26 protein-coding genes are annotated in these 25,090 nt (G+C 32.1%); 19 read left to right on the forward strand and 7 right to left on the reverse strand.

Annotation, left to right across the window (positions count from 1 at the left end; translation table 11 throughout):
- Positions 1 to 38: 38 nt before the first annotated feature.
- Both Q4Q16_RS00775 and Q4Q16_RS00780 read right to left on the reverse strand, forming a co-directional pair.
- Positions 39 to 1,403, reverse strand: coding sequence for an MATE family efflux transporter (locus Q4Q16_RS00775; RefSeq protein WP_303345487.1), 1,365 nt, complete (start codon positions 1,401 to 1,403; stop codon positions 39 to 41).
- 113 nt (positions 1,404 to 1,516) lie between these two features.
- Positions 1,517 to 3,352 (reverse strand): YhgE/Pip domain-containing protein, encoded by a 1,836-nt coding sequence (locus Q4Q16_RS00780; RefSeq protein ID WP_303345488.1) that lies wholly within the window; start codon positions 3,350 to 3,352, stop codon positions 1,517 to 1,519.
- Positions 3,353 to 3,911: 559 nt separating this feature from the next.
- Between Q4Q16_RS00780 and Q4Q16_RS00785 the strand changes: the two genes are divergently transcribed.
- From Q4Q16_RS00785 to argB, 3 genes are all read left to right on the forward strand, one after another.
- Positions 3,912 to 4,835: an SAP domain-containing protein gene (locus Q4Q16_RS00785; protein WP_303345489.1), complete on the forward strand. Its 924-nt coding sequence runs from the start codon at positions 3,912 to 3,914 to the stop codon at positions 4,833 to 4,835.
- Between the two features lie 215 nt (positions 4,836 to 5,050).
- The gene (locus Q4Q16_RS00790; protein ID WP_303345490.1) at positions 5,051 to 5,299 is read left to right on the forward strand and encodes a hypothetical protein; all 249 of its coding nucleotides are present in this window, start codon (positions 5,051 to 5,053) and stop codon (positions 5,297 to 5,299) included.
- 183 nt (positions 5,300 to 5,482) lie between these two features.
- Complete coding sequence (gene argB, locus Q4Q16_RS00795) at positions 5,483 to 6,346, forward strand: acetylglutamate kinase (protein ID WP_303345491.1); 864 nt, start codon at positions 5,483 to 5,485, stop codon at positions 6,344 to 6,346.
- A gap of 59 nt (positions 6,347 to 6,405) precedes the next feature.
- Here argB and Q4Q16_RS00800 read toward each other — a convergent pair whose 3' ends face one another.
- A complete protein-coding gene (locus Q4Q16_RS00800) occupies positions 6,406 to 7,875 on the reverse strand; it encodes a class I adenylate-forming enzyme family protein (RefSeq protein WP_303345492.1) in 1,470 nt (489 codons plus the stop codon).
- Positions 7,876 to 8,865 (reverse strand): homoisocitrate dehydrogenase, encoded by a 990-nt coding sequence (gene aksF, locus Q4Q16_RS00805; protein WP_303345493.1) that lies wholly within the window; start codon positions 8,863 to 8,865, stop codon positions 7,876 to 7,878.
- A gap of 165 nt (positions 8,866 to 9,030) precedes the next feature.
- On the opposite strand from aksF, the gene Q4Q16_RS00810 reads away from it, so the two are divergent.
- Positions 9,031 to 9,495, forward strand: coding sequence for a HEAT repeat domain-containing protein (locus tag Q4Q16_RS00810; RefSeq protein WP_303345494.1), 465 nt, complete (start codon positions 9,031 to 9,033; stop codon positions 9,493 to 9,495).
- Positions 9,496 to 9,686: 191 nt separating this feature from the next.
- Positions 9,687 to 10,268, forward strand: a complete 582-nt coding sequence (pdxT, locus tag Q4Q16_RS00815; RefSeq protein ID WP_303345495.1) for a pyridoxal 5'-phosphate synthase glutaminase subunit PdxT — start codon at positions 9,687 to 9,689, stop codon at positions 10,266 to 10,268.
- 10 nt (positions 10,269 to 10,278) lie between these two features.
- On the opposite strand, the gene Q4Q16_RS00820 is transcribed toward pdxT, so the two are convergent.
- Together Q4Q16_RS00820 and Q4Q16_RS00825 are read right to left on the reverse strand one after the other, a co-directional pair.
- Positions 10,279 to 10,812 (reverse strand): TIGR00730 family Rossman fold protein, encoded by a 534-nt coding sequence (locus tag Q4Q16_RS00820; RefSeq protein WP_303345496.1) that lies wholly within the window; start codon positions 10,810 to 10,812, stop codon positions 10,279 to 10,281.
- A 10-nt stretch (positions 10,813 to 10,822) separates the two neighbouring features.
- A complete protein-coding gene (locus Q4Q16_RS00825) occupies positions 10,823 to 11,377 on the reverse strand; it encodes a DUF2115 domain-containing protein (protein ID WP_303345497.1) in 555 nt (184 codons plus the stop codon).
- Between the two features lie 73 nt (positions 11,378 to 11,450).
- Here Q4Q16_RS00825 and Q4Q16_RS00830 point away from each other — a divergent pair, with 73 nt between their 5' ends.
- From Q4Q16_RS00830 to Q4Q16_RS00880, 11 genes are all read left to right on the forward strand, one after another.
- Positions 11,451 to 12,095 carry a hypothetical protein gene (locus Q4Q16_RS00830; protein ID WP_303345498.1) on the forward strand — a complete coding sequence of 215 codons (645 nt, stop codon included), beginning with the start codon at positions 11,451 to 11,453 and terminating at the stop codon, positions 12,093 to 12,095.
- Between the two features lie 56 nt (positions 12,096 to 12,151).
- On the forward strand, positions 12,152 to 12,619 hold the full coding sequence (locus tag Q4Q16_RS00835; RefSeq protein ID WP_303345499.1) for a hypothetical protein: 468 nt from the start codon (positions 12,152 to 12,154) through the stop codon (positions 12,617 to 12,619).
- A 117-nt stretch (positions 12,620 to 12,736) separates the two neighbouring features.
- Positions 12,737 to 13,192 (forward strand): nickel-responsive transcriptional regulator NikR, encoded by a 456-nt coding sequence (gene nikR, locus Q4Q16_RS00840; RefSeq protein WP_303345500.1) that lies wholly within the window; start codon positions 12,737 to 12,739, stop codon positions 13,190 to 13,192.
- A gap of 15 nt (positions 13,193 to 13,207) precedes the next feature.
- A complete protein-coding gene (locus Q4Q16_RS00845; RefSeq protein WP_303345501.1) occupies positions 13,208 to 13,975 on the forward strand; it encodes a methyltransferase domain-containing protein in 768 nt (255 codons plus the stop codon).
- Between the two features lie 8 nt (positions 13,976 to 13,983).
- Positions 13,984 to 14,466, forward strand: a complete 483-nt coding sequence (hycI, locus tag Q4Q16_RS00850) for a hydrogenase maturation peptidase HycI (protein ID WP_303345502.1) — start codon at positions 13,984 to 13,986, stop codon at positions 14,464 to 14,466.
- On the forward strand, positions 14,463 to 15,557 hold the full coding sequence (locus Q4Q16_RS00855) for an acetyl-CoA carboxylase biotin carboxylase subunit family protein (RefSeq protein WP_303345503.1): 1,095 nt from the start codon (positions 14,463 to 14,465) through the stop codon (positions 15,555 to 15,557). The genes hycI and Q4Q16_RS00855 overlap by 4 nt, the downstream gene beginning before the upstream one ends.
- Positions 15,558 to 15,622: 65 nt before the next feature.
- Positions 15,623 to 16,705 (forward strand): glycosyltransferase family 4 protein, encoded by a 1,083-nt coding sequence (locus tag Q4Q16_RS00860; protein ID WP_303345504.1) that lies wholly within the window; start codon positions 15,623 to 15,625, stop codon positions 16,703 to 16,705.
- A 22-nt stretch (positions 16,706 to 16,727) separates the two neighbouring features.
- Positions 16,728 to 18,158 (forward strand): Mur ligase family protein, encoded by a 1,431-nt coding sequence (locus tag Q4Q16_RS00865; protein ID WP_303345505.1) that lies wholly within the window; start codon positions 16,728 to 16,730, stop codon positions 18,156 to 18,158.
- 81 nt (positions 18,159 to 18,239) lie between these two features.
- Entirely contained in the window at positions 18,240 to 18,674 is a 435-nt protein-coding gene (locus Q4Q16_RS00870; RefSeq protein ID WP_303345506.1) for a hypothetical protein, read from the forward strand.
- Entirely contained in the window at positions 18,671 to 19,948 is a 1,278-nt protein-coding gene (locus tag Q4Q16_RS00875; protein ID WP_303345507.1) for a hypothetical protein, read from the forward strand. Before Q4Q16_RS00870 ends, Q4Q16_RS00875 begins: the two co-directional genes overlap by 4 nt.
- A 37-nt stretch (positions 19,949 to 19,985) precedes the next feature.
- Positions 19,986 to 20,417: a DUF356 domain-containing protein gene (locus tag Q4Q16_RS00880; RefSeq protein ID WP_303345508.1), complete on the forward strand. Its 432-nt coding sequence runs from the start codon at positions 19,986 to 19,988 to the stop codon at positions 20,415 to 20,417.
- On the opposite strand, the gene Q4Q16_RS00885 is transcribed toward Q4Q16_RS00880, so the two are convergent.
- Entirely contained in the window at positions 20,418 to 20,909 is a 492-nt protein-coding gene (locus tag Q4Q16_RS00885; protein WP_303345509.1) for a multiprotein bridging factor aMBF1, read from the reverse strand.
- Positions 20,910 to 21,087: 178 nt separating this feature from the next.
- Between Q4Q16_RS00885 and Q4Q16_RS00890 the strand changes: the two genes are divergently transcribed.
- From Q4Q16_RS00890 to Q4Q16_RS00900, 3 genes are all read left to right on the forward strand, one after another.
- Entirely contained in the window at positions 21,088 to 22,326 is a 1,239-nt protein-coding gene (locus Q4Q16_RS00890; RefSeq protein ID WP_303345514.1) for a proteasome-activating nucleotidase, read from the forward strand.
- Positions 22,327 to 22,461: 135 nt separating this feature from the next.
- The gene (locus Q4Q16_RS00895) at positions 22,462 to 23,451 is read left to right on the forward strand and encodes a PH domain-containing protein (RefSeq protein ID WP_303345510.1); all 990 of its coding nucleotides are present in this window, start codon (positions 22,462 to 22,464) and stop codon (positions 23,449 to 23,451) included.
- 31 nt (positions 23,452 to 23,482) lie between these two features.
- A complete protein-coding gene (locus Q4Q16_RS00900; protein ID WP_303345511.1) occupies positions 23,483 to 24,517 on the forward strand; it encodes a TIGR01177 family methyltransferase in 1,035 nt (344 codons plus the stop codon).
- Positions 24,518 to 25,090: the final 573 nt, after the last annotated feature.

The following is a 25,090-nucleotide window of genomic DNA, read 5'->3' on the forward strand; positions in this document are numbered from 1 at the left end:
ACACTTTAAAAAAAGATGAATTAAGAGTTGGAAAACTCTTAATTTCCAAATTTCGCTTTAAGTCTTCCGACTTCATATCTTGCAAATAGGTAATTCAATATACTTGCTACTGCTCTTCCAATACATAGTCCTAACCAGATTCCAACAAGACCGAAATTGAAAACAAAAACAAACAAGTAAACTAGAGGAACTACAAATATGATTTCTCTAAGTATTGTAAACATTAAACTGTAAATTCCTTTTCCGATTCCCTGATAGAAAAAGCTTGACGGTATTCCAATACCTGTTAAAATTAATGCCGGACATGCAATCTGAAGATATAATGCAATTCCCGGAACCAAACTTGCAGTTTCAGCAGTATATGCAAATATTGTAGCTAATGGTGTTGCAAAGATTACTAAAATTAAGGTAATTGCAGTACCTAATGCTAAACCAAATTTAGAACCGTATGTATGTGTTCTTGATAAATAATCTCCATTTTTAGCACCAAATGCACTTCCGGATACTGCAATAACTGCAGACCCGATAGCTGTAAGAGGCATTATTGCAAATAAGTATAATCTCTGACCTGATGTAAATGTAGCAATTCCGTAATCTCCTCCAACTTGGGATATTATGATTAGATAAATGGACATTGCAATTGCCATTATTAACATATCAAGGGATGATGGAATTCCGACTTTTAAAATATCTTTTGCCAAGTTTAAGTCAGATTTAAAATTTTTAAGAGTAACATTGACATAAGTGTCTTTTTTAATTAATATCCAATAGAGCATGACAAAGGCTGCAATTGCGGAACTTACAATTGTTGCAATAGATGCTCCTGCAGAACCTAATCCTAAAGTGTAGATGAATATAGGATCCAAGGTTGCATTTAAAATAACTGTAATAACTACAACATACATTGAACGTTTCATATCTCCTTCTCCACGAAGGATTCCGCTGCATCCGTTTGAAAACATAAATGCTATTAAACCTAAAAATAATGGAGTACTATAAGCTAATGCTTCATTTAATGTTTGTCCACTAGCCCCATAACTCATTAGCAACGGTTTTTGAATTATTAACAAAACGATTGTTAAAATAATCGATGCTATTAAAAAAATAAACAAAGAGTGCTCTACAGATTTATTTGCCATTTCATGATTCTTTGCACCAATGAATCTTGAAATACTACTTGTTGCACCATTCCCTAGTCCAACACTTGCTCCATTCAACACCATAAATATAGGTGTTACAAACCCTATTCCTGCTATGGCTGTTGGTCCAAGTCCAGCTACCCAGATACCGTCAATGATATTGTATAATGCGGTTAAAATCATTGATATCATTATTGGTATGGCTAATTTTTTAACAGCCGTTTCAGGGTTCCCCCTCATTAACTCTACATTTTTATTAGTCATAATTCCTATATTAGATTATCATAGTATTTAATAGTAATATTTGATTGCGGAATTAGTTTCAATGCAATGTTGAAATTTATAAAAAATAAGAAGTAGAAGTTAGTAATTAACTTCTAAAATAAGTCGCTTTCTTTTAAACGTTCTTCAAAGTAGTGAGATGCTTTGTCTGCTTTTTGTTTAATAAGTGTTGCAACAATAACGGTCACTATTCCAATAACTACAAGAATGGTTAATGCAGGTATGTAATTTGACCAAACCACACCTAACTGTGCTTCACGTATTAATGTAATTGCATAGGTCATTGGTAAATATGGGTATAATATTTGGAAAAATCTGTGCATAATTTCGATTGGGTAAATTCCTCCGGTTCCAGATATTTGAAGTACCAAAAGAACAATTCCAATAGCTTTTCCAACTTGACCTAATGCAGAAATAAATGAATACATTAAAATCATAAATACTACCGATATTAGAACTGCAGAAAATATGAATAATGGTGTATTATCAATATAAACACCTAAAAGATATGTTCCGGCTATTGTGACTCCTGCCTGAAGTATGCTCATTATTATGAAAAATCCTAATTTACCAAAATACATTTCACTTGGAGTATATTTAGTTCCTTCACTTATTCCTCTTCTTATCATTACGCAAGTAAGTATAGCACCTACCCACATGGACAATACGAGATAAAAAGGAGCTACATTGGACCCGTAATTAGGTACTGGAAATACTTCGTTCCTATCTAATTTTACAGGTGAGAAGAAGTAGTCTCCAAGCAGTGTTTCATTAACTCCTGTGATGCTTTGAAGTGAATTTGCAGAAGCTCCTAGAGCACCTGCTGCTGCAAATAAAGCTTGTGATGCAGAACTTGAAAGCATTTGAGCACCGGCTGCAAGACTTAATGATCCTTTTGCAAGTTCAACAGAACCTCCTGCCAGTTTATTGGCGCCTCCTGCAACATCATTGGAACCGTCAGCTAATTTTGATGAACTTTCAGCAAGTTGAGCAGAACCGTCTGCTAAATTGGATGAACCTTTAGCTAATTCGCCGCTGCTGTTTGCAAGTTTAATATTTCCTTCAACATATTGTTTCATAGGATCTGGAAGTGTTGACGGATCTATTTGTGATTGTATATCTTTTGATCCTTGTTCAATGGCACCAGCGCTTTCTTTAATAGATGATGAACCTTGTTTTACGTCATTTGCTCCTTGTTTGATTGCAGATGAACCTTGTTGAATCTGATCCGCACCGCTTTGAACTTGGCTTGCCCCACTTTCCACATCATTTATTCCGGAGGATACCTGGTTGGCTCCTGAGGATATCTGTGATGAACCGGCTACAAGCTGACTTCCTCCACTTGATAATTGACTGGCACCTGATGCAAGGCCTTCTTGCAATTCTCCAAGTTTTCCATAAGCTGCAAGGTTTATAATTTCAATAATTTTAGAGTTGAGTGTTGTATAAACGGTATTTGCAGCACTGTCTGTTAATTTATTAGCTACAGGATTTGTTTTAATATTGACAACATATTCTAGTTGGGCCTGTTTTGGTTTATCGGTTGTAATTGAAACTACATTTTTACTGAGATTTTTAGGTATTATTATGCCGGCATAGTAATCTCCGTTATTTACACCGTCTCTTAGTTCTTTTTCAGTTACAAAAGTCCAATCAAATTTCGTGTCATTTTTTAATTCTTTAACAAGCTCGTTTCCAACGTTTAACTTCACATCATTATACTCTGTTCCATTATCCAGATTTGCTATTGCAAATTGCACATCATCTGTATTTTCATAAGGATTCCAACATGCTTGGATATTTATAATGGCATAAAGTGAGGGTAAAATGATTATCCCAATTAATACAATCATTACTATTGGATTTGACAATGATGCTTTAAAATCACGTTTCATTATCTCAATAATATTATTAAAATTTATTCTATCCATTGTAAACCTCTTTTTTTTAAAATAATTCTAGTTTTTGACGTGAAGAGAATTTTGCATGGTTTAAAAACTTTTTTATCTTAACTTCTTTCTACTGCTTTATTTTGCATATGAAGTGTTTTTCATAATTCTCAATTCTTTTAAAATATCATTGTGGAAATAATATATTTAAAAAGACACTCTACTAGAATGCATTATATAATGTTTAGATTAATTAATATAAAAACTATATGTTATGTATAATTAATCCCTACTGTTGTATGTCATTGTGATGATTTAAACATATATGTTAGTTCTTTGTTTTGAGAGTCTGTAAAGTAAATTTTTCCTTGGCATTTTTCTTTTAGTTTACAATTGAAGCATTATTTTTCAAAAATTTATTTTTGAGTTCTGGCGATGGCTTTTGTTTCTTATAAGAAATAACGAAATTGAGGCAAAACATTAAATTAATATAAAAAATATAATATCACTAAATCAAAACTGGAATGCTTTCTTAACTGAAAGCAGCTATTGCATTTGGCAATTTTAAAATCATTGCTAATGAAATATAAAAGGTGTTTATGTGAGTGAACAAAAATTAGAAATTTTTAATGTTTTAAATTTTTTAAATAACGGTTATGAACTTGATGATATTTTAAATGAAGGTAATTTCGCAACTTTTCCATCAGCACAGGACTGTATTAAATATTTAGTTGATGAAGGATATCTTGAAGGCGATTTTGATGTAAGTGTTGGTGGCGGTGAATCATTAACTGAAGAAGAAGTATCTAAAAAATACACAGTTGCCGAGTTAAAGGATATTTTAAGAGAAAACGGTTTGAAAGTTTCAGGTAAAAAACAAGAGTTAGTTGAAAGGGTTTTACCTGTATTATGTGGCGGATCAGGTGATGAAGATGTTGGAAGTGAATCACATGATTTGGAATTAACTGACAAGGCACATGAATTCTTAAAAGAAAATGATTGGATGGATTTATACATGTTTGCACTTGTGGCATTCAGGTTTGAAGATTATGAAACCTATGTTGCAGGTTCATCTTTAGATAAAATAGAAACCGGTTTAAAATTCTGTGATGAAATTATTTCAAGAGCATTAATTGCTAATCAGTTTTTGGTTTTCATTGATGCGTTATCTGCAAAAGCACATGTTTATGCCTATGATGGGGATTATGAATCATTTTTAGATTATGATTTGCAGCGTTTCATATTGGGATTAAATCCTATTGTAATGGATGCGCAAACTTATGCGGGGTATGATGTTATTAATCATGCAAATTTAATTAATCTAAAAAATGTTTCTGAAAAATTTGATTTTGGAAGTTTAAAGAAAAGATTTGATAAAATCTGGAATAAATCCCATATCAAAAATACAACCGTACCTAAAAAAATCTGTTTTAAAACTTTAAAGAAAGCTATTGGCGGTGCAGATTTAGAGGAACTCAACTTAGAGTTAAAAGAAAAATACTTTAATAAAAAATATGGAATTTAATTTAAGCAGATAGCTTTTTTTTGCAGATTGCTTTTAAATTTCTATTTTTATACTTTTTTTATAGTAATTTTTTAGCTATGAATTCGAAAATTCACTGTTAATGCTGGGATTTGACGCTTATTTTTTGCAGCTCTTTTTAAATTTAAAGAGTTCATGACACAGATATATAAATGTTTATATACTTTTTAGGTTAACTATGATTAAAGGTGATATTAATGACAAACTTGGATAAGGATGTTGAAGAAAAAATTTTAGCTATTGTTGAAAAATATCAGAAAGAGGACACAAAACTTTTAAACTACCTGATTACCGATGATGAAATTACATTTTTCTCACCATTGGCTAATGGCAGTGCGATAACTGCTGAAGACTTACAGAAAGTTGCAGATATTTTAGAAGGTTCATTTAAAGGAATGGAAGTTGTAAATCAGGAATACAGATTTACCTTTAAATTTTGTTTATAATGGGGTTAATCAACCCCTGAAATATTTTTTTTATAAGTTTGCATTTAAACAAAATCATCTTTATTGATTTGAAATAAAATTTTTTCACAGTCTTTAATGTTATGTGCAATATATAATTACATTAAAGAATATAATTTATAATGTACAACTTATGATTAAAAAAATTATTAATTCAGTGATTAAATGAAAGATATAAATGTATTAATCGAAGCTTTGCCTTATATAAAAAAGTTTCATGATAAAAAAATCTTAATTAAATATGGTGGACATGCAATGGTTGATGATGAAGCAAAATCATCTACAGCACGTGACACAGTTTTACTTAAATATGTTGGGATGAAACCTCTTATTGTACATGGGGGAGGTCCGGAAATATCCAGATCAATGGATAAATTAGGTAAGGAGCCTAAATTTATCAAAGGTTTAAGAGTAACCGACGAAGAAACTATGGAAATTATTGAAATGGTGTTGGTCGGTAAGATTTCAACAGAAATCGTATCAGAACTTATTAAACATGATGGGGATGCAATAAGTCTGTCTGGAAAAGATTCAAGCTTGATTTTTGCCCATAAAAAAGAGGCTAGAAAAATCGATGAAGAAGTCATAGATTTAGGCCTTGTAGGTGAAGTTGACTGTGTAAACACCAAGCTGCTTAAAATGTTCTTGGACAACGATTATATTCCGGTCATATCTCCTGTGGGAATTGCAGAAGATGGAACCAGTTTGAATTTAAACGCAGATACTGCAGCTGGAGAAGTTGCAAGTGCAGTCGGCGCTGAAAAATTAATTATTTTAACTGATGTTCCTGGTGTTTTAAGAGATCCTGATGATCCAAAATCCCTAATTCAAAAGATTAGAATTTCAGAAGTTCAGGGTTTAATTGAAGAGGGAGTTATTTCAGGCGGAATGATTCCGAAAATCGAAACATGTGTAAAAGCTATTGAAAATGGTGTTAAATCCTGCCATATCATTGACGGACGTAAGAAACATTCCCTTCTATTTGAAATATTTACTACAGATGGCATCGGAACCATGATTTATAAATAATCACAGAAAAAATAAGGGAGTTAGAATCCTCTGATTCTAATTCCAAAAAAAACTTTTTTTTATTTTTTAAACATTTTTCTAAGTTCTCTTCTAAGTAATTTCCAGCCGTTTACTCTTGGAAGTTCATCGATTGCAAATATTTCTCTTGGAACTTTATATCTTGATAAGTTTTCACGGGCGTATTTAATTAACCCTTCACGGTCTTCTTTATTTTCCCAAACAACTGCTGCAACAGGAATTTCTCCTCTATGACAGTCGTTTATGCTGAAAATGGATATTTCCTTAACCTCAGGATATTTAATTAGCACTTCTTCAACTTCAGTAGGATAGATTTTCCATCCGCTCATTACAATCATGTCCTTCTTACGGTCTGTAATGAATAAACGGTTATCTTTATCAACATATCCAATATCACCAGTTAAAAACCATCCGTCATCTAAAAATGATTCTTTAGTTTTTTCTTCATTGCCCCAATATCCTTTAGCGATTGCAGGTCCTCTAAGTGCAATTTCTCCCTGCTTGTATTGTGGCAATATTTTATTGGAGTCATTCTCATCAACAATTTTCACTTCTGAAAAACAGACGGGATGGCCAACGCTTTCAAACCTGTCAGCTTCTTTATAATCTTCTGGTCTGATAACTGTGCCGGTTCCAATTACAATTGTTTCAGACAATCCATATGCATTAATAATTGGTATTCCGTAGGTTTGATGAAAATCTTTCCATATTTTCTTATGTAATGGTCCTCCTCCGGAGATAATCTCACGAACACTTTTAAGTTGGCTGCGGGCATCCATTGTAGTTAATGAATGGATTACGGGAGGCATTCCTGTTAAAACAGTAACTTTCTCCTTTTCGCACAATTCCAGATATTCATCAATATTGAACTGTTCAATCATAATGTAGTAAGCAGCAGCCCTTAAAGCAGCAATAGCCCATGATAGGCCAACATGTGCCATAGGATAAATTCCTAAAAATACGTCGTCTTGTTTTAAGGTTAATACGTCACATTCATTGTGGATTGCTGTGAAATAATTTCCATGGGTAAGCATAGCACCTTTAGGTTGTCCTGTAGTGCCTGATGTATATTGTAATTGGCATAAATCGTCCCAATCAGTATTTTCAGATTCTAAAACCTCGCAATTTCTAAATTCTGAAATATTTTCAAGAATATGTGTATCAATATCAATAATGTCTTTTGCTTTTTTATCTGTAATCATTAATTTTGCCTTTGAATCACTTACAATGTATTCAAGTTCGTTAGATGTAAAGACCCTGTTTGTTGGAATGGCTATTGCACCTATCCTCCATATTGCAAAAAGGGAAAATAAATATTCTTCTGAATTTTTTAAATAAATTATGACTCTGTCGCCTTTTTTAATTCCCAATTCCTTTAAATTTCTTCCAATCTCTGATACTATGGATAAAATTTCACTGGAAGTATATTTTTCGCCGGTTGTGGAATTGTATAAGACGTTTTTATCTAAACGTTTTGAATTTGCATCTAAAAAAGTAGTAATATTCAACATTTAAATTAACTCCTTAACTATTGCTTTTGTTACTTCCATTGTTGAGGAATCTCCGCCTAAATCGGGAGTTCTGACTTTACACTCTGAAATAATTTTCTCAACAGCATTTTTTATATTATTTGAGATTTCCCATTCTCCTAAATAATCAAGCATCATTGATGCGGACAGTATCATTGAACATGGATTTGCAATGTTTTTGCCTGCAATGTCTGGTGCTGATCCATGAACCGGTTCAAATAATCCGTTATGGTCTCCTATATTTCCAGATGGGGCAAGGCCCAGTCCACCAACGAGTCCGGCACTTTCATCAGAAAGTATGTCTCCAAATAAATTGCTAGAAACAATCACATCAAAGTTTTGAGGTTGTGTAACCAGATACATGGCCATTGCATCAACATAAAAGTCTTCAGTTTTAATTTGAGGATAATTTTGGGCTACTTTATAAAAACTTTCTTTAAAAACACCGTCGGTCTTTTTTAAAACGTTGCTTTTGTGAACGCAAGTGACCTTGTTTTCCCCTCTTTTGACACATATGTTGAATGCGACTTTAGATATTCTCTCAGATGCTTTTCGAGTAATTATTCTCTCGGCAATCATCTTATTTTTATCACCATATTCGATTTGTGAGTATAGTCCTTCTGTATTTTCCCTAACAATTACAAAGTCAATATCATCATGAATTGAATTTACTCCTTTGTATGATTTAATAGGTCTTACATTTGCATAAACATTAAGTTCCTTTCTTAAATTGATAATTGGGCTGGGTTGTCCGGGGGTTGATGTTGATGCTCCGAAAAGCACTGCATCACTATCCTTAGATATTTTAATGGTTTCTTCAGGTAATGTTGTACCATTTTTATTATAACAGTCAAAACCCGCTTCTCCATATTTAAAACTAAATTCCAAGTCCAGTTTATCGAGCAAATATTCACATGCTGACATTACTTCTTTTCCTATGCCGTCTCCACTTATTACTGCAATATTATACATTATTTCACTTACAACAATCGTTCGTATATTAATAATATTATCTTAATTATATTTAAATGATAATTTTGTAGAAATTTGTTCGTATACTATCGAAATATTTATATGCTTTAAGTTATAATTATTAATTAAATGATGGTAAACTACCTTTGTATGTGAGGGATTGAAATGGAAAATAGTATTGAAGAATTAATTGAATTATTAAATGATAAAGATGATTTTGTTGTAGAAGATGCTGTAGGGCAATTGGAGTTAAAAGGCGAGGAAGCAATCGATTATTTAATCGATGCATTATCAAACAGAAAGAAAAACATAAGATTGCATGTAGCTACTCTTTTAGGTGCATTAAATGATGAAAAAGCTATTCCTGCATTAATCAAAACATTAAAAGACAATAATAAACTTGTTAGAAGGGAAGCTTCCACTGCACTGTCCCGTATGGGTGATGCAGCTGTTGATCCATTAATCGAAACTTTAGATGATGAAGATTGGAAAGTAAGGGGGGCAGCTGCCTGGGCACTTGGAAATTTAGGTGATGAAAAAGCTATTCCTAAACTTGAAAAATTACTTGAAGATGAAAGCAGTTTTGTAAAAGCAGGTGCAAGAAGCGCAATTGATACAATTAAAAAATAAATTCTCTTTTTTTCTTCTTCTTTTTTTAATCACATTCGCCAGTAAAGTTCACTGCACAAAATTTTCTTTATTTTGCAATTGAAGCATTATTTTTTTAGAAATTAATTTTTGAGTCCTAGCTATATCATTAATAAATTTTTAATAGCACCTGTAACAAATATCTAACTAATTTTTATATTTTTGGTGTTATGATGATAAAAATAGGAATCTTAAATTTACAAGGTGCAGTAAGTGAGCACTATGACATAACAAAAAAGGCGGCCCGGAACATGGGTGTTGACATTGTAGTTGAACCTGTAAGATATGCTGAAGATGTACAAACCTGTGACGGCATAATTATTTCTGGAGGAGAAAGTACTGTAATAGGCAAACTTATCTTTGAGAGAGGAATTGATAAGGTAATTAAAGAAAATAATATTGCAGTATTCGGAACTTGTGCAGGGATGGTGCTGCTTGGTAAAAAAACAGACTTTGACCAGCCATTAATTGGTTTAATGGATATTTCAGTTAAAAGAAACACTTATGGGAGACAAAAAGATTCCTTCGAATCCCCTATTGAAATATTTAATCAGGAATATCAGGGAGTATTTATTAGGGCTCCTGCTCTTGAGGGTTATGATAAATCAAAAGAGGATATTAAAGTACTGTCTGTTTTAGATGATGAAATTATAGCTATTCAGCAAGGTCACAATATTGCCATTTCATTCCATCCGGAACTTACACATGATACTTTAATTCATGAGTACTTCATCAATGAAGTGCTCAATCAGTAAAAATCTTTTTTTATTTATTTTCTAAAAGTTCAAAGATTTCATCTACGGTACTGGCTTTTTTAAATGTTTTGGATGGTTTATATAGGAATCCTTTTTGATTCATTTCATCAAGCATTTCAAACATTTTTTCATAAAAATTGTCAATATTAAAGATAATGATGTCTTTATTGTGCTGTTCGAGTTTTTTTAATGTAATAGCTTCAAAAAATTCGTCTAAAGTGCCCATTCCGCCCGGTGCAACAATAATTGCATCGGAATTTTCCAAAAACTTATTCTTTCTCTCATCCATTGATTCGACATAAATAAATCGGGTGCATTCATCGCAGAGAGGTTCAAAATTTTCAATCCACTTGGGAGCAATTCCTATTGATTTCCCGTCATTGTCATGAACTCCCTTAGCACATGAACCCATTATTCCACTGTCTCCTCCACCAAAAACAAGAGTATGTCCTTTCTGAGCCATTATACAGCCTAATTCATAAGTGGCATCTGTATATATTTTATTTATATCTTCGCTTCCTGATCCATACACGCATATTCTCATAAAATCAACTCTAAATATCCGGTGTCTGTTCTGCTAAGCATAAATGACAAACTGCATTGATATTATCTTTCTGATTGTCCTTAACCGGACATAAAAATTTCCCATTTCTCTCCTCTACCTTTAAACTTCCTGGAAATTCACTTCCCACAGGATGTATGGGCTCTTCTAAAATGAATGTAGTGTATAATGATGTAATGACATAAATTAATGGAAATTTATCATCTTTTGAAGCGCTCAGTCTTTCTTTTTCAAACACTCTCTCAAGCATTGGAAATGATTTCTCAAAAGCCACTTTATCAATATTTGCTTCGTAATCATAGTCTTCTTTTTCCAGAACTTCTTTCATTCTCATGATAAAATATTTTATATAAACTTTCAGATATTTTTCACGATACTTGACATGAACGAATTCTCCATCCTTTCTCATATATGCTGTAGCCATCATTAAATCATATACTGAAATAATGCCGGCATACTTTTTAAGTATATTCATCAATTCTTCTTTTGTAATGTTTTCATTTGGAGATAATTGCCTAAGTTCAACCAATATGTATTCGCTTTCCATGTTTTTTATTATAATGATTTAATTAATAAATACTTTTAATATTATAAACATCTAAATAAATATGAGGTAAATCATGTCTGAAGATTTTATGGAAATTACAAAAGAAGAGATTGAAAATATAGAAAATGCACTTAAAACAAATGCTGATTATAAACTGAACAATGTCAAATTTGATGTTAAATCTTTTGAAAAAGGAAAGGAAATTAGCATGATTCAACATGTTGTAAATGTGGAAAATGAATTGATTTTCCAAACAAAAGAGGAAAACGGCAAATATTTTATCTCAGAGATATTCGGTTTATTTATGGACAATATTTTAAATGGAAATGTTTCAAGAGATGTTTTCCAGTCAGTAAGCAGTTATTTCCATGAAGTTATTGAAGACGAAACTGATGATTTTGAATATGAAAAAGAGGAACTGATAAACTTTTTGGTTTTAACCGAAGAATATAATGCTAATCAGCTTGAAATCGATTTGGATCCATCAAAAATACGTCAGGATTATAAAAAAGATTATGATAGAATTTATAGTGATGATTCTTTAAACAGGGTTCAAAAGAGTCTTGCTTTAAAAGAGTTGGTTCACATGTCCATATGTCAGGTGGTTGATGATATTGAGCTGTTCTTTACAAGACCCTATGATTTAACTCCCGAAGAGCATGCTGAAAAAACCCGCCAGGAAAAAATAGCTGCCGATAAGGAAGTACAATTATCATAAATATTTAAGTAATATTACTTAGATAATATATTATTATAAACTTGTCAACTGATTATATGATAAATATTACTAAAAAAGAAGAGGTTGTTTTAGACCAGATTAAAATATTCAACATTGAATATCCTGATGGGATTCCAGTTGATATTTTGAAAAAGGAACTGGGATTTCATGAGTATGATTTGGTTCAGATTCTCGAAGAGCTTCAAAATAAAGATTTGGTTGATTTTTCCGATAATAAAGTCAGTTTGTCGAAAAGCGAAAAGGAAATTAATACAGTTAATTCTAAAAAAGATATTAAAGAGTTGGAATTAAACTTAAAAGAAGAGGAATCATATAAATTAATTAAAAGTTTGGTTGATGATAAAAATTTGATTTCAAAATACACTCTTGAGGGTTATCTGCTTTATGGTGATTTGAAACTTACTAATTTTAGAATGTACCATATCATTTTGTCCCTTCAGAATAAGGGGCTCTTAAAATTAATCAATAAGGCCGATGGGGAATATTATCTGTTGGTTGAATAATATTTTCTCTATTTTTTATTATTATGAGTAATATTATTTTATTATTTAATCATAATATTTATATAATCTAAATTCTATATGTATAAATAACAATTGATGTTTTAATGCGTGTATAATATGATGAGAATAAGTATGTCTTTACCAAAAAAATTACTAGCCGATTTTGATGAAGTTTTAAAAGATAGAGGATATCAATCTCGTTCAAAAGGAATTCGTGATGCACTTCAGGATTATATTGTAAGATATCAATGGATGAATTCTATGGAAGGGGAAAGAATTGGTATTGTAACTATTATTTATGATCACCATTATACTGGTGTTATGGAAAATTTAGCTGAAATCCAGCATAGTTTCAGAAATGAAATCAATACCAGCATGCATATTCACATGACTGACAAGTATTGTATGGAAATTGTAGTTGTTAATGGAGATATTGCTGAAATTCGTGATTTAACTGAAAGAATCATGAGGCTTAAAGGGGTTGAACACGTAAAACTTACAAGTACAGCAAATGGTGAAGATTTCCACGAACCCGGTCAGTCTCATGACCACCATCATTATCACCACCATTAATTCTTTTTTTTTAACATGAAATTTAAAACAACGCCTTATCATTTTGATTTACTAAAAGATAATGACAGGTTGTCCGTTTTTTTTCAAGCTATTGATGATTATGAAGGGAACATGGATTTGGCTTATGATTTAGGTTGTGGAAGCGGCGTTTTATCCTATTTTTTAAGCAAATATTTCAATGAAGTTATTTCTCTTGAAATTGATGAAAAGGCATATGAATGCGCCAGGGAAAACTTAAGTTCATTCGACAATACTGAAGTAATCAACAGTGATGTTTTAGAGTATGATTTCACAAAAAAAGCAGATTTAATTGTTTGTGAAATGTTAGACACCGCATTAATAGATGAGGAGGAAATCCCAGTTCTTAACCATGCTAAAAAATTTTTAAAAGAAAACGGCAAAATCATACCTCAGGGAATTATCAACACGGTTGAACTTGTAAATCTTGAAAGGCATTATATTCATTGGGATGAAGGAGCGAATTATGAAGAGTATTCAAAACCTGTTGTTTATTCCGAATTTAATTTTTTAAATGATATTAAACCGGAATTTGATATTGATTTAACCTTAAAAACAGATAAATCAGGTACAGTTAACGGATTGATGATTACAACCTACACTAAACTTACAGACAACTTAATTGTTGGACCTCTGCCTATGTTGAATCCGCCATTATTGATTCCATTGGAAGAAAAATCAGTAAAGGTAAACGATTTAATAAATATAAAACTAAAATATATAATGGGAAATGGTATTGAAACTATTAAAACAGAATATTATTAGGTGATATGTTGTCTTTTGATTCAGATTTAAAGGAATTTTTAACCGGTTTTAAAAAATTAATCATATTAGGTGTTGGTAATGAGCTTAAAAGCGATGATGGTGTCGGTCCGTTTATTATTAATAAATTAATTGAAGAAAACTTCGAAAAGGATAATGTATTGCTAATAAATTCAAAGACGGTTCCTGAAAATTATACTGGCAAAATTAGAAAGGAACAGCCGAGTCATGTAATTATTGTTGATGCATGTTTAATGGGAGCTCAACCCGGAGATATTAAAATTGTTGACGAAAAGGACTTTGTAAATATCGGCATTTCAACCCATTCAATGTCATTGTCATATTTTGTCAAATATTTGCAGAAAAGCATGGATTTTAAGATAATATTTGTTGGAATCGAACCCGAAACTATGGACTGGGGTGAAAATCCCACTTTAAATGTTGAGAAAACCGCTTATGATTTTATTAATTTATTAAAAGGATGTGTATTATGAAGTTATTATTCATTGGTTCAAGATTATACGATGATATCGATTGGTATGTTAAAAGTAAAAACATAGAAAGTGTTTTAACAGAATCTAATGAAGATGCAATTAATTTAGATTTGCCTGATCAAGTATTTATCGTCCCCCGTGGAATGGAAGGTCCAAAACAAGTGGCATTGATGCACAATGTTGATGCAATTGTTCCATTAATAGGAATAGATCCTCCATTAATTGACATTGCCCGTATGAAAGAAGAGGTTGAAGGGGAATTTGGAATTCCCGTAATTGCAGCCGGGGTTAATGCGGTTGAACTGACCTCCGATAAAATTAAAACTAAAGAATTTTATCAGGAAATAGGCGTTGTGACTCCGGATTATCAAATTTTAAACAGTCCTGAAGATTTAACATTGGATTTTCCGGTTGTGTTAAAGCAGGGTGAGGGTCAGGGTGGAAAGGATATTAAAATAGCCAAATCCATTGAGGATGTTGATGAATACTTTGAAGAATTTAATCAGGCTTTATGCGAAGAGTTTATTGAAGGGTCTGAAATTTCTATTGAAGTATTGGGGTATAATGGAGAATATGTTGCTTTGCCTCCAATTTATAAGGGTGAAACAACTTTGGAAGGAACACATCCGTTAAATAAAGTTAAAACAGGACCTTGTATGGTTCGCGGATTGGATAATAATTTAGTGCAGCATGTTGCCTATCAGGTTGCTAAAAACTTGGCATCCGATGGCATTTTTGAGATGGATTTCATGTATTCTGCTAAAAAAAACCAATTATATGCTATTGAAGTAAATACACGTCCTAACGGCACAAGATATTTAACTACAGCTACTTGTGGTGTTAATTCATTATGCGAATTAGTTAATATGGCAATTGGTGAGTTTTCATTGTCTGATATTTCAGATAAACTAAAATATTATTATTCTACCGAAATTCCTGTTGGCAATTATGAAGGTCCGGCTCCAAATGTGCCTGTAAAGTCATTTGAATATAATGATTTTGTTGTTCATGGTCCAACTGATTATCAAAGAGTCACTGCAAGGGCAAATTCAAAAGAAGACCTTGAAAAATTAATTGAAAAATTAGTATAAGTTCATGTTATAAGTTATAATTATATACTATTACCAATAGATAATTTATTAGTTTAGAAGATTTATTGTGTGGTAAAATGAATTATACAGATATTTCAATCCTTTTTTTAATAACATTATGTGCCACTATATTATTCACATGGTATGTTAAAAGGATATTACTTAAGGCAAGGATTGCGGATAATCCGATTGTTAGCGAACATAGACATAAGAGCGGTACTCCAACAATGGGAGGTATTGCATTCTTATTTACAATTTCCCTATTAATTGCATTATATTATCAAAATACGCCAATTTTAATAGTGTCTTTTATAATGCTTGCAGGGGGAATTGTAGGTTGGGTCGACGATTTAATTGGTCTTAAGGTTAAGGAAGTTCAAAAAATTGTTGTAAATGTTTCTGATGAAATTGTCACTCTTGGAAGATTGGATGTTGAACCTGATGAGGAAGTCCGTGTAGCTACTCCTAAAGCAAAGGCCGAAGTAGATGATTTGCTTAAAAAGGGTAAAGTTGAAGTTATTGGAGAAGTTCCGATTAAAACAGAACCGGAAGAACTTGAAAAAATTATATGTCAAATTGTATTGGGGTTGTTCTTGGGTTTAACAGGTGTTGTTACTTCTATTGGAGGTTTTCAATTAGGTATATTGGCAATTCCAGTAGTTGTAATAGCTATTCTCGGATGTATTAATTCAGTTAATCTTATTGATGGGATGGATGGTCTTGCAGCAGGTATTGTGGGTATTGCTTCATTTGCTTGTTGTGCATATGGCTATTTATTCGGATGTGCAAATACTATTGCGCCATTTTTAATTCTTGCAGGATTATGTTTAGGATTTTTAGTATTTAATAAATATCCTGCTTCAATATTTATGGGGGATACAGGATCATTTGTACTGGGTACCGGCTATGCAGCAGCTGTTTTAGTATGTGACATGCCTTATTTTGGTGTGCTTGCATTGGGCGTGCCGATTATTTCAGTTGTCGTTAGTCTGCTTCACAGAGCACATATCATCAAATTGCCCGTAGAACCTCTACATCACACTTTAAATCATTATGGCATGTCTGAGGTAAAAATTATATTAAGTTATTGGGGATTCACAGTTTTATTATGTATAATAGGTATTCTTGCTAAGATGTACCTATTCTAATTGCTTTTTTTAGGGGATTTATATGAAAATTAAAGATTTGGCTAAATATGTTGATGGAAAACTCGTTGGAAATGTCGCTTTCTTTTCAATAGATGGATTTTCAGGCAAATTCACTTTTTTAAATGATGCGCACACTGGAGATATTGTTGTGCGCCATTGGATTGATGCTGAAGGGGTAAAGATGGCATTTAGAAAAAATATTGCCTGTTTAATCACACGAACACCGAAAGACGGAGCTATTGAAATGGCTGAAAAGCTCAGTTTCCCATTAATAATTACAGATAAGATTGAACTTGCTAATGCTTTTGCGCTTTATGATACAATTAATAAATTTTCACCTAATTCAACTAATATCATTATTACCGGAACAAATGGTAAATCAACAACTTCCCATTTAATTTATCATATTTTAGATAATGCGGGATACCATGTTCTCACCAATACTGATGACGAATCGGAATTTAACACATTGATTGATCCGATGGTTTCTAAATTGATTTCTGATGAAGTGCTTGAAAATGGTGAGCTGGATTATTTGGTTATTGAAGTTTCAGAAGTTCAGGGATGGCTTGGAAAATTAATGGAAAATCATGCAGCACTGATGACCAAGGTTATTAGGCCAAAAGTCGGTGTTATAACCAATATTGCAGTTGACCATATAGGCCTTATAGACTCTATTGATGATGTATTTAAAGAAATATCCGAAGTTCCAAAAGAGATTGGTGATGGAATTTGCATTTTAAATCATGATGATGAATTGTTAATGGAGATGGATGTGAAAAATCCATTTTACACTTCAATGTCTAAAATTAATGATGAAAATGCAGTCTATTTTGACAATGACAAGATTTACTATAGGAATTATCCTATTTTAACTATTGATGAATTGCCTTTTAAAAGCAATCATTTCATTCAAAATATTTTATCCGCTATTGGGGCTTGCATATCATTGGATTTGGATGTTAAAGTTATTGTTGAAGGAGTCAAATCTTACAATTCTCTTAATAGGCGTTTTACCAAATTAAATGATGAGCCTTTGATTTATGATGATTTTGCCCATAATCCTGAAGGCATTAAAGCAACAATTTCTGAAACTCTAAAAATGCTTCCGGACAATCAGAAATTACATGTTGTCTGTGCTATCAGAGGTTCTCGGGGCGTTGAAATTAACAGGTTAAATGTTGAGGCCCTTGCAGAATCTATGGATGATGATATTGAATTGTATTTGTCTTCAAGTAATGATGTTGTTAACCATTTAAATTATGTTATTAATGAAGAGCGGGAAGTATTTTTCAAGGTGTTAAATCAGAACAATATTAGATATGTTCACTATGACAATTTGAAAGACTGCTTAAGTGAAGTTTACAATAAGGCTGATAAAAAAGACATTATTTTGTTAATCGGGGCTCAGGGAATGGATTTTGCAAAGAACATCTTAAATGATATTATATAACTTTAAATATTTAATTAAATTAATATAATAAATGAATAAATTTTATTCTTATTCAAAGATATTGATATTAAGAGGATAAATATGTTTATAAAAATTAGAAGAGACACATTGATAATTTTATTATTGGCGTTTATTTTAATTCTTTGCGGTCGTTTAATCACTTATGTCGCATTTGCTTCTTCTGATGAAATTAATGACGGTATTGCTATTTCCGGTGTTATCGTTAAAGGCAATGATATAGTTCCTGTTGAAACAATTAGAGGAAACGTTATGCAAGCAGGTTTTAGAGAGGGCAGTGTAATATACGGTGATATTTTGAAAACTTCCAAAAGAGAAGTTTCGCTTCAGGATGCCATTCAATCGGCTCAGGAATTTGCAACACGGTCTACGGTGCCAGGTACATCTGTTCAACCTATTACTGTTGCTGATGTACAAGTAGACAAGAATACTGGCGTAGTTACTGTAACTGTTATAGAAGACTTTTCGTCTGTTGAATTGGAAAATAAAACGAAATGAAGTTGGTGAAGGAATTGAATAAATTAAAAGTTTCATGTGTATTTTTTGTAATATTATTATTAACAATGAGTAGTGCGGCAGCTACTTGTAATATTTTAGTTATTACAGATCCAACCGGAAGCGATCCTAATGGGGCTGCTGCTGGAAGTATGTCCTTTGCTCATAACATGTTCCAATCAACTTTCCTGCTTTCTAGAAATAATCACTTTGCAGTACTTTCTGGAGGTACTGGTAGTTCAGACACTAGGCTGGAATCGATTGTTGATGCGGTTGCTAGTTTAGAGAATAATGCTTCTGCAGCATCTGCCGCTTCTCTAGCTTCCCAATTCAAAGGAGCCCGTCTTCTTGTTGGAGGTCCGAATATTGGTGCAGCTATTGGCGGATCATTTGATGCTTATGTAATTACAGTTGATGATGCAAGTAATGAGATTAAGGTCACTCCGTATAACAGTGGTGTGGCAACTCTGCAGCCAGGTCAAAAAGGAGCTATTATTCACTTGAGAAATACTGCGGGAAATCCTTTATATGGTACTGCAGACACTGTAAGAAAGGAAACTGCACTGAATATCGGTAAAATGATTAGGGATGGTTATCCTGCAACTACAATTCTCTCAGAGGCTATGGGTGAAGTAGCTAAAGATTCTGGAGAAAAATACGGTGGAGGTGGAGTAAATCTTGTATCAGGTATTTCTACTTCCGACATGTTTACACCTAAAGAATTGAATTCCACAGGTTATCCTATGGATGAGGAATATTCTAAAATCTGTGATGACTGCGGTTGGGCGATAGGTTATCCTTCAGCAGAACTCTATGGAAAATGTCCTGTCTGTGGAGCAGATATTCGAACTGTTTATGCATATGAAGCATTAGGAAATGCGTTAACCGTTAAATCTAATGCGGTTAGTGTATCAGTTTATGGAAGTGACAAGCCAGGTTTAGCATCTACTACAAAAGAGATTGTTGAAGCGTCTGTTTCCAAATATGGTTATGATGCATCTGCAATTGCAGGTTCTATTAACAGAGGTATTAATAACGGTCTTTTAGTAGGTGTGGATCATGTCGAACCTAAGGATATCAATGTAAAACAAGGATCTAAAGCTGTTGGTGTTTATTATAATGCACTTCCTGGTGATAGATCATCTCCTGCATGGGATTTGCCAATTGATGGAAATATTTTAACTGTTTTGGGCAGTATACAAACGGCTGTAGGTATTATTTTGATTTTATTGGTATTATTTAGAAGCAGACTGCTTAAATCTTTCCAAAATAGGTGATTATTCACCTTTCATTTTTTTTATTTGAGGGGGTAAAATGGCTTTAATTTTAATCAGAGGGGAAAATAATTCAAAATTACTTAATGCAATTGCAGATATGGAGCGTCATGGTAATTTGAATTTAATAACTAAACCTAAACAAATCGATTCTAAGTATGCAGATTCATTAGTTGAAAAAATTTTAAATTCCGAACTTAGAACTAAATCTAAGGTCGCCACTGCATTTTTCGTAAAGGAAGACACTACTTTAAGTATTATGAATGTAAAAAAAATTCATCCTCCTGCACACGTGGTTGTTGTAAGTAATGAATTTGAAGGTTATAATCAATTAAAAAAAGAGTTGGAACTTTCAAAACCCTTTAAAGGTTACTATTCTCATAAGGCAAAAAATGACGGTTTAATTGATTATTCTGTAAAAGGTAAAAAAAGACACATTAAAAATGAAAAATTAAATAGCTATATAAAATAGCTACTTTCTTTTTATTTTCATTATGCTTCCTAAGGTACGTTCACCGGTGGAAGTATTTATAAATTCGTTTAAGTCGACATTGCCTGTTTTTTCTAGAAGTGTTATATTTAAAGCTTTTTCTAATTTTTTTGTTAGTTTTGTATCTGGAGTCATTTTTCTAGTTTCGATTCTTGTAATGACTGAAACTCTTTCATTAATCTTTTTACCTAAATCTTCACGAGACCAGTTTTTTGATTCTCTTGCTTTTCTGATTTCTATGTTGAAATCTTCAATTAGCTCTTCTGAAGGTTCATCTCTTCTAGAATAATTGGTGCGCTTAGTGGTTTTTCCTTGTTTTCCTTTTGGTTTTTGTCTGAATTTTGGTTGTGGAGGTGCTTTTTGTATTGTTCCTAATTTTGAGCAATCTTTACATACAACCATAACTGATCCTTCGATTTTTGCTCTTATTGGATTATTTTCGGGTACTATTTTACCGCAGATTTCACATTCCATTTTAATCAGTTTCCTTTATTTTTTCTTATAAATATTTATACTATTAATTTATTAAATGTTTGTTGGTATTATAAAATAAATACTTTTATATACTTTAAAATTACAAATTGTTATTAAAGTAAAATGTTGAAAATTTATTCGCTAACTGGAGATGATTCACATGGATGATTTAAGTCATTTGGAAAATTCTTCAAAAGATCAATTGATAGAAAAAGTTGTTGCTTTGCAAGATGAAATTGATCATTTAGTAGAGGAAAAATCCAAAGCAAAAAGTAACTTAATGTGGAAAGTTAGAAAATTAGAAAAAGATAAAGTCTTAATAGAAAATGAAAAAATAAGGCTTGAGAGAGAAACTAAATCATTACGTTCAGAAATTGATAGATTTAGATCTCCACCTTTAGTGTTAGCTACTATTACTGAAATTTTAGATGATAATAGAATGACCGTTAAAAGTAGTACAGGTCCTAGTTTTCTTGTTAATTACTCAAATTTCTTAGATGAAAAGTTATTGGTGCCAGGTTCAAGAGTTGCACTAAACCAACAAACTTTCGGTATTGTTGAAGTTTTACCGTCTGAAAAAGATGCTAATGTTTCAGGAATGGAAATTGAAACTAAACCTGATATTACCTATGAACAAATTGGTGGACTGGAAGAGCAAATTGTTGAAGTTAAAGAAACAGTGGAATTGCCTTTGACCGAGCCTGAATTATTCAAAAAAGTAGGAATCGAACCGCCTAAAGGAATATTGTTATATGGGCCTCCTGGAACAGGTAAGACATTGCTTGCAAAGGCGGTTGCAAATGAAACCAATGCTACTTTCGTTAAGATTGTTGCTTCCGAGTTTGTTAAAAAATATATTGGGGAAGGAGCAAGAATGGTGCGTGAAGTATTTGAACTTGCTAAAGAGAAAGCTCCGGCCATTATATTCATTGATGAACTTGACGCTGTTGCAGCTAAAAGACTTAAAAGCTCCACCAGTGGAGATAGGGAAGTTCAAAGGACTTTAATGCAGCTTTTAGCAGAACTTGACGGTTTCGAATCAAGAGGGGATATTGGAATCATCGGTGCAACTAATAGGCCTGATATATTGGATCCTGCATTATTGCGTCCCGGACGTTTCGACAGATTTATTGAAGTTCCCCTTCCGAATGTTGACGGAAGACGTGAGATTTTAAAAATCCACACTAAAAACATGTCCTTGGATGAAGAGGCAGACATTGATTTAATTGCCGATTTGACTGATGATGTGTCAGGTGCAGATTTAAAAGCCATATGTACTGAAGCAGGTATGTTTGCAATTCGTGAAAAACGTGAGGTAATTACTCTTGCCGACTTTATGGATGCTATTGACAAGGTCATGAGCAAAACTAAAGAAGACGAATTGTTCAAAACTGAAGCAGGCGTGATGTTTGGATAATTTAATATCATACAATAAGCCGATGATGAACCCTATGAGCTCTGATACGTGATGAATGATGGGCGAGCTGAGGCTTATTTATTTATTCTTTTTTTTATAAAACTTTATTTAAAAGTAAATTCTAATAGTATAATAATGTTATTTAATAAAAATGGAATTAAAGCTAATGAAAGAATTCTCTATAAAACAAAATCTAATATGCTATTGGGCTGTAAAAAAGCTATTTACGGTCTGATATTATTGATTATTGTTTTTTGGGCCTCACCAGTGATAATTAAGTTTATTGGTAAAATGCAAGTTTATCTTATTTCTCATATTACTTTACCTTTAACAAGATATACTGCCATTGCTTTTTTTGTAGTCATTCTTATTATTATATTATACATTATATGGCAGCTTCTTAGTTGGTATGCTCTTGAATATACTCTAACTGATTCAAAGATTATTATTAAATCCGGAGTGTTATCCACTAAAAAAAGCTACATGCCATATGCAACTATCCAAGATGTTAATACTTCTCAAAATATTCTTGCAAGATTGTTTAACATAGGTTCTGTTTCGGTTTACAGTGCTTATGACAACAATCAGATGGAACTAATAAACATTTCTAACCCTTCTCATGTTGAAGAGATTATATTCTCGAACATATCCCGGTTTAGAAATTTCCAACATCCGTCAGGATATGCCAATGTCCATTATCATGATGATTATTTAAATGATGACGATTATTTTGGCAGGGATGATTTCCATGATGAATTTGAACCTATAACACCCATTGCCAATGAAAGAGACAGATTTCAAAGAAGGGATTATGAATATTCTCCCCGTAATCTGAATTTAGACGATGATTATCAACAAAGGCATAACTATGAGTACGAACCCTATGGTGGAAGATTTGGAAATGATGCTGATGGAGCTGGTGATGATTTGCAACCTCAAAACTTCTATTCTGATAAAAGCTATTATGATGAAATAAGGGATGAATATTATTATAGTGATGATTATTATGATGATATGGATTTGAAAGATCATTATAGGGATGATGTTGAAGAAGTTCCTGATGTTGAATTGGACAATTCAAGGGAGAAAGTTATTCAAAGACATTTTGATAAATTTAAAAGATAATTTTTTTTCTAATTTTTTTTTGGTGAATTTTATGGAATTATTATGTATACAGTCACAAGAACATCCTGAATTGCCTCTCGCCGAGTTGAAGGCGGTTATGGAATGTGAAAATATTATTGCCGATATTGAGGTGATAACAGAAGGTTTGGTTATTTTAAGAAATATCTCAAAAGAAGATATCGATTCATATTATAAAATTTTAACAAAAAGATTAGGATATACTCATGAGGTACATGAACTTATCAAAAGGTCTGATGCAGATAACTTTGATGAGGATATGGCTTCTATAATCTGGTCTGAATATATTGATGAAACTTTTGCGGTTCGTGTGAAAAGATTTAACACAGAAATTGACACTGTTGCAACTGAAAGGCGGTCAGGTACTTTAATTCTTGAAAACTGTGAAAACATCAAAGTCAATTTGTCAAAACCTAAAACATTAATCCGTGTTGTTGCACATCAAAATGATATTTATGTGGCTATTGAAAGAATCAAATTAAACAAAAAGCATTTTGAAGACAGCAAACCTCATAAAAGGCCGTTTTTTTATCCGGGGTCCATGAACCCGAAATTGGCAAGATGTATGGTTAACCTTTCAAGAATAAAAGAAGGTCAATTGCTACTTGACCCCTTCTGCGGAACCGGAGGAATTCTAATCGAAGCGGGTTTGATTGGATGTAAGGTTGTTGGATCTGACGTTTACTGGAAAATGAAAAATGGAACTTCAATTAATCTGAATTATTATGGGATTACTGATTACAGAACATTTAATCTTGATGTGAGAGAACTTAAAATGTATGAAAAGGTAGATAGTGTTGTTACTGATCCTCCATACGGCATTTCAACATCGACTGGGGATATTAGTGGTGATGATATTTTCAGGGAATTCTTTAAATCAATTTATGATAATATGAAGGATGAAGCTTATCTGTGTATGGCAAGTCCTCATTATGTCGATTTAAAACCTATTGCTGATGAAATCGGCTTTGAAATTGTAGAACAGTATGGAATTAAAATGCATAGAAGTTTAACAAGAATAATTTCTGTAATCTGTAAGAAAATATAGTTACATTTATATACTACTTATTTAATTTAATGCTCAATAAGTCTAAAACATTCTTATTTTTCTTTATTTTATTATTTTATCCAATTATTTTTTTTATTTTATTTTTTTAAGATTAATAATAATGATTTATTAAAAATTGTATTGAAAAGTTTTATTTCTAAAAATAATAAATAAAAACTTATATTTTATGGAAATATTCAATTTAATAAAATATTTTATTTTTTTATATTATTTTGCAATATTTTATAATTGATTTTGTTAGTAAAATGTCTCTGTCTATTAGATGTGCTATGTGTTTATGGCGATGACCTAAGTATTGTTGTATGGAACAATTTTTACTATGATGGTTGCATTCCACATGTAGCTATACATTTGTGAGTACTTGAATTTTCTCAAGTATGATGTTGGTTTTGTAGATGTGGTGAATTAGTTACAATATATATTGTTTCAAATTTGTGTATACTCGTCTATATTTTTTAGCGTACTTCATAATTTTTATTAGCTTATTATGAATCTGCTATGTGTTCAATTCTGTTTGATCCTGGCAGATGCTACTGCTATTGGGATTCGATT

It is taken from the genome of Methanobrevibacter sp., assembly GCF_030539875.1.
In the GTDB taxonomy this organism is placed as follows: Archaea; Methanobacteriota; Methanobacteria; order Methanobacteriales; family Methanobacteriaceae; genus Methanocatella.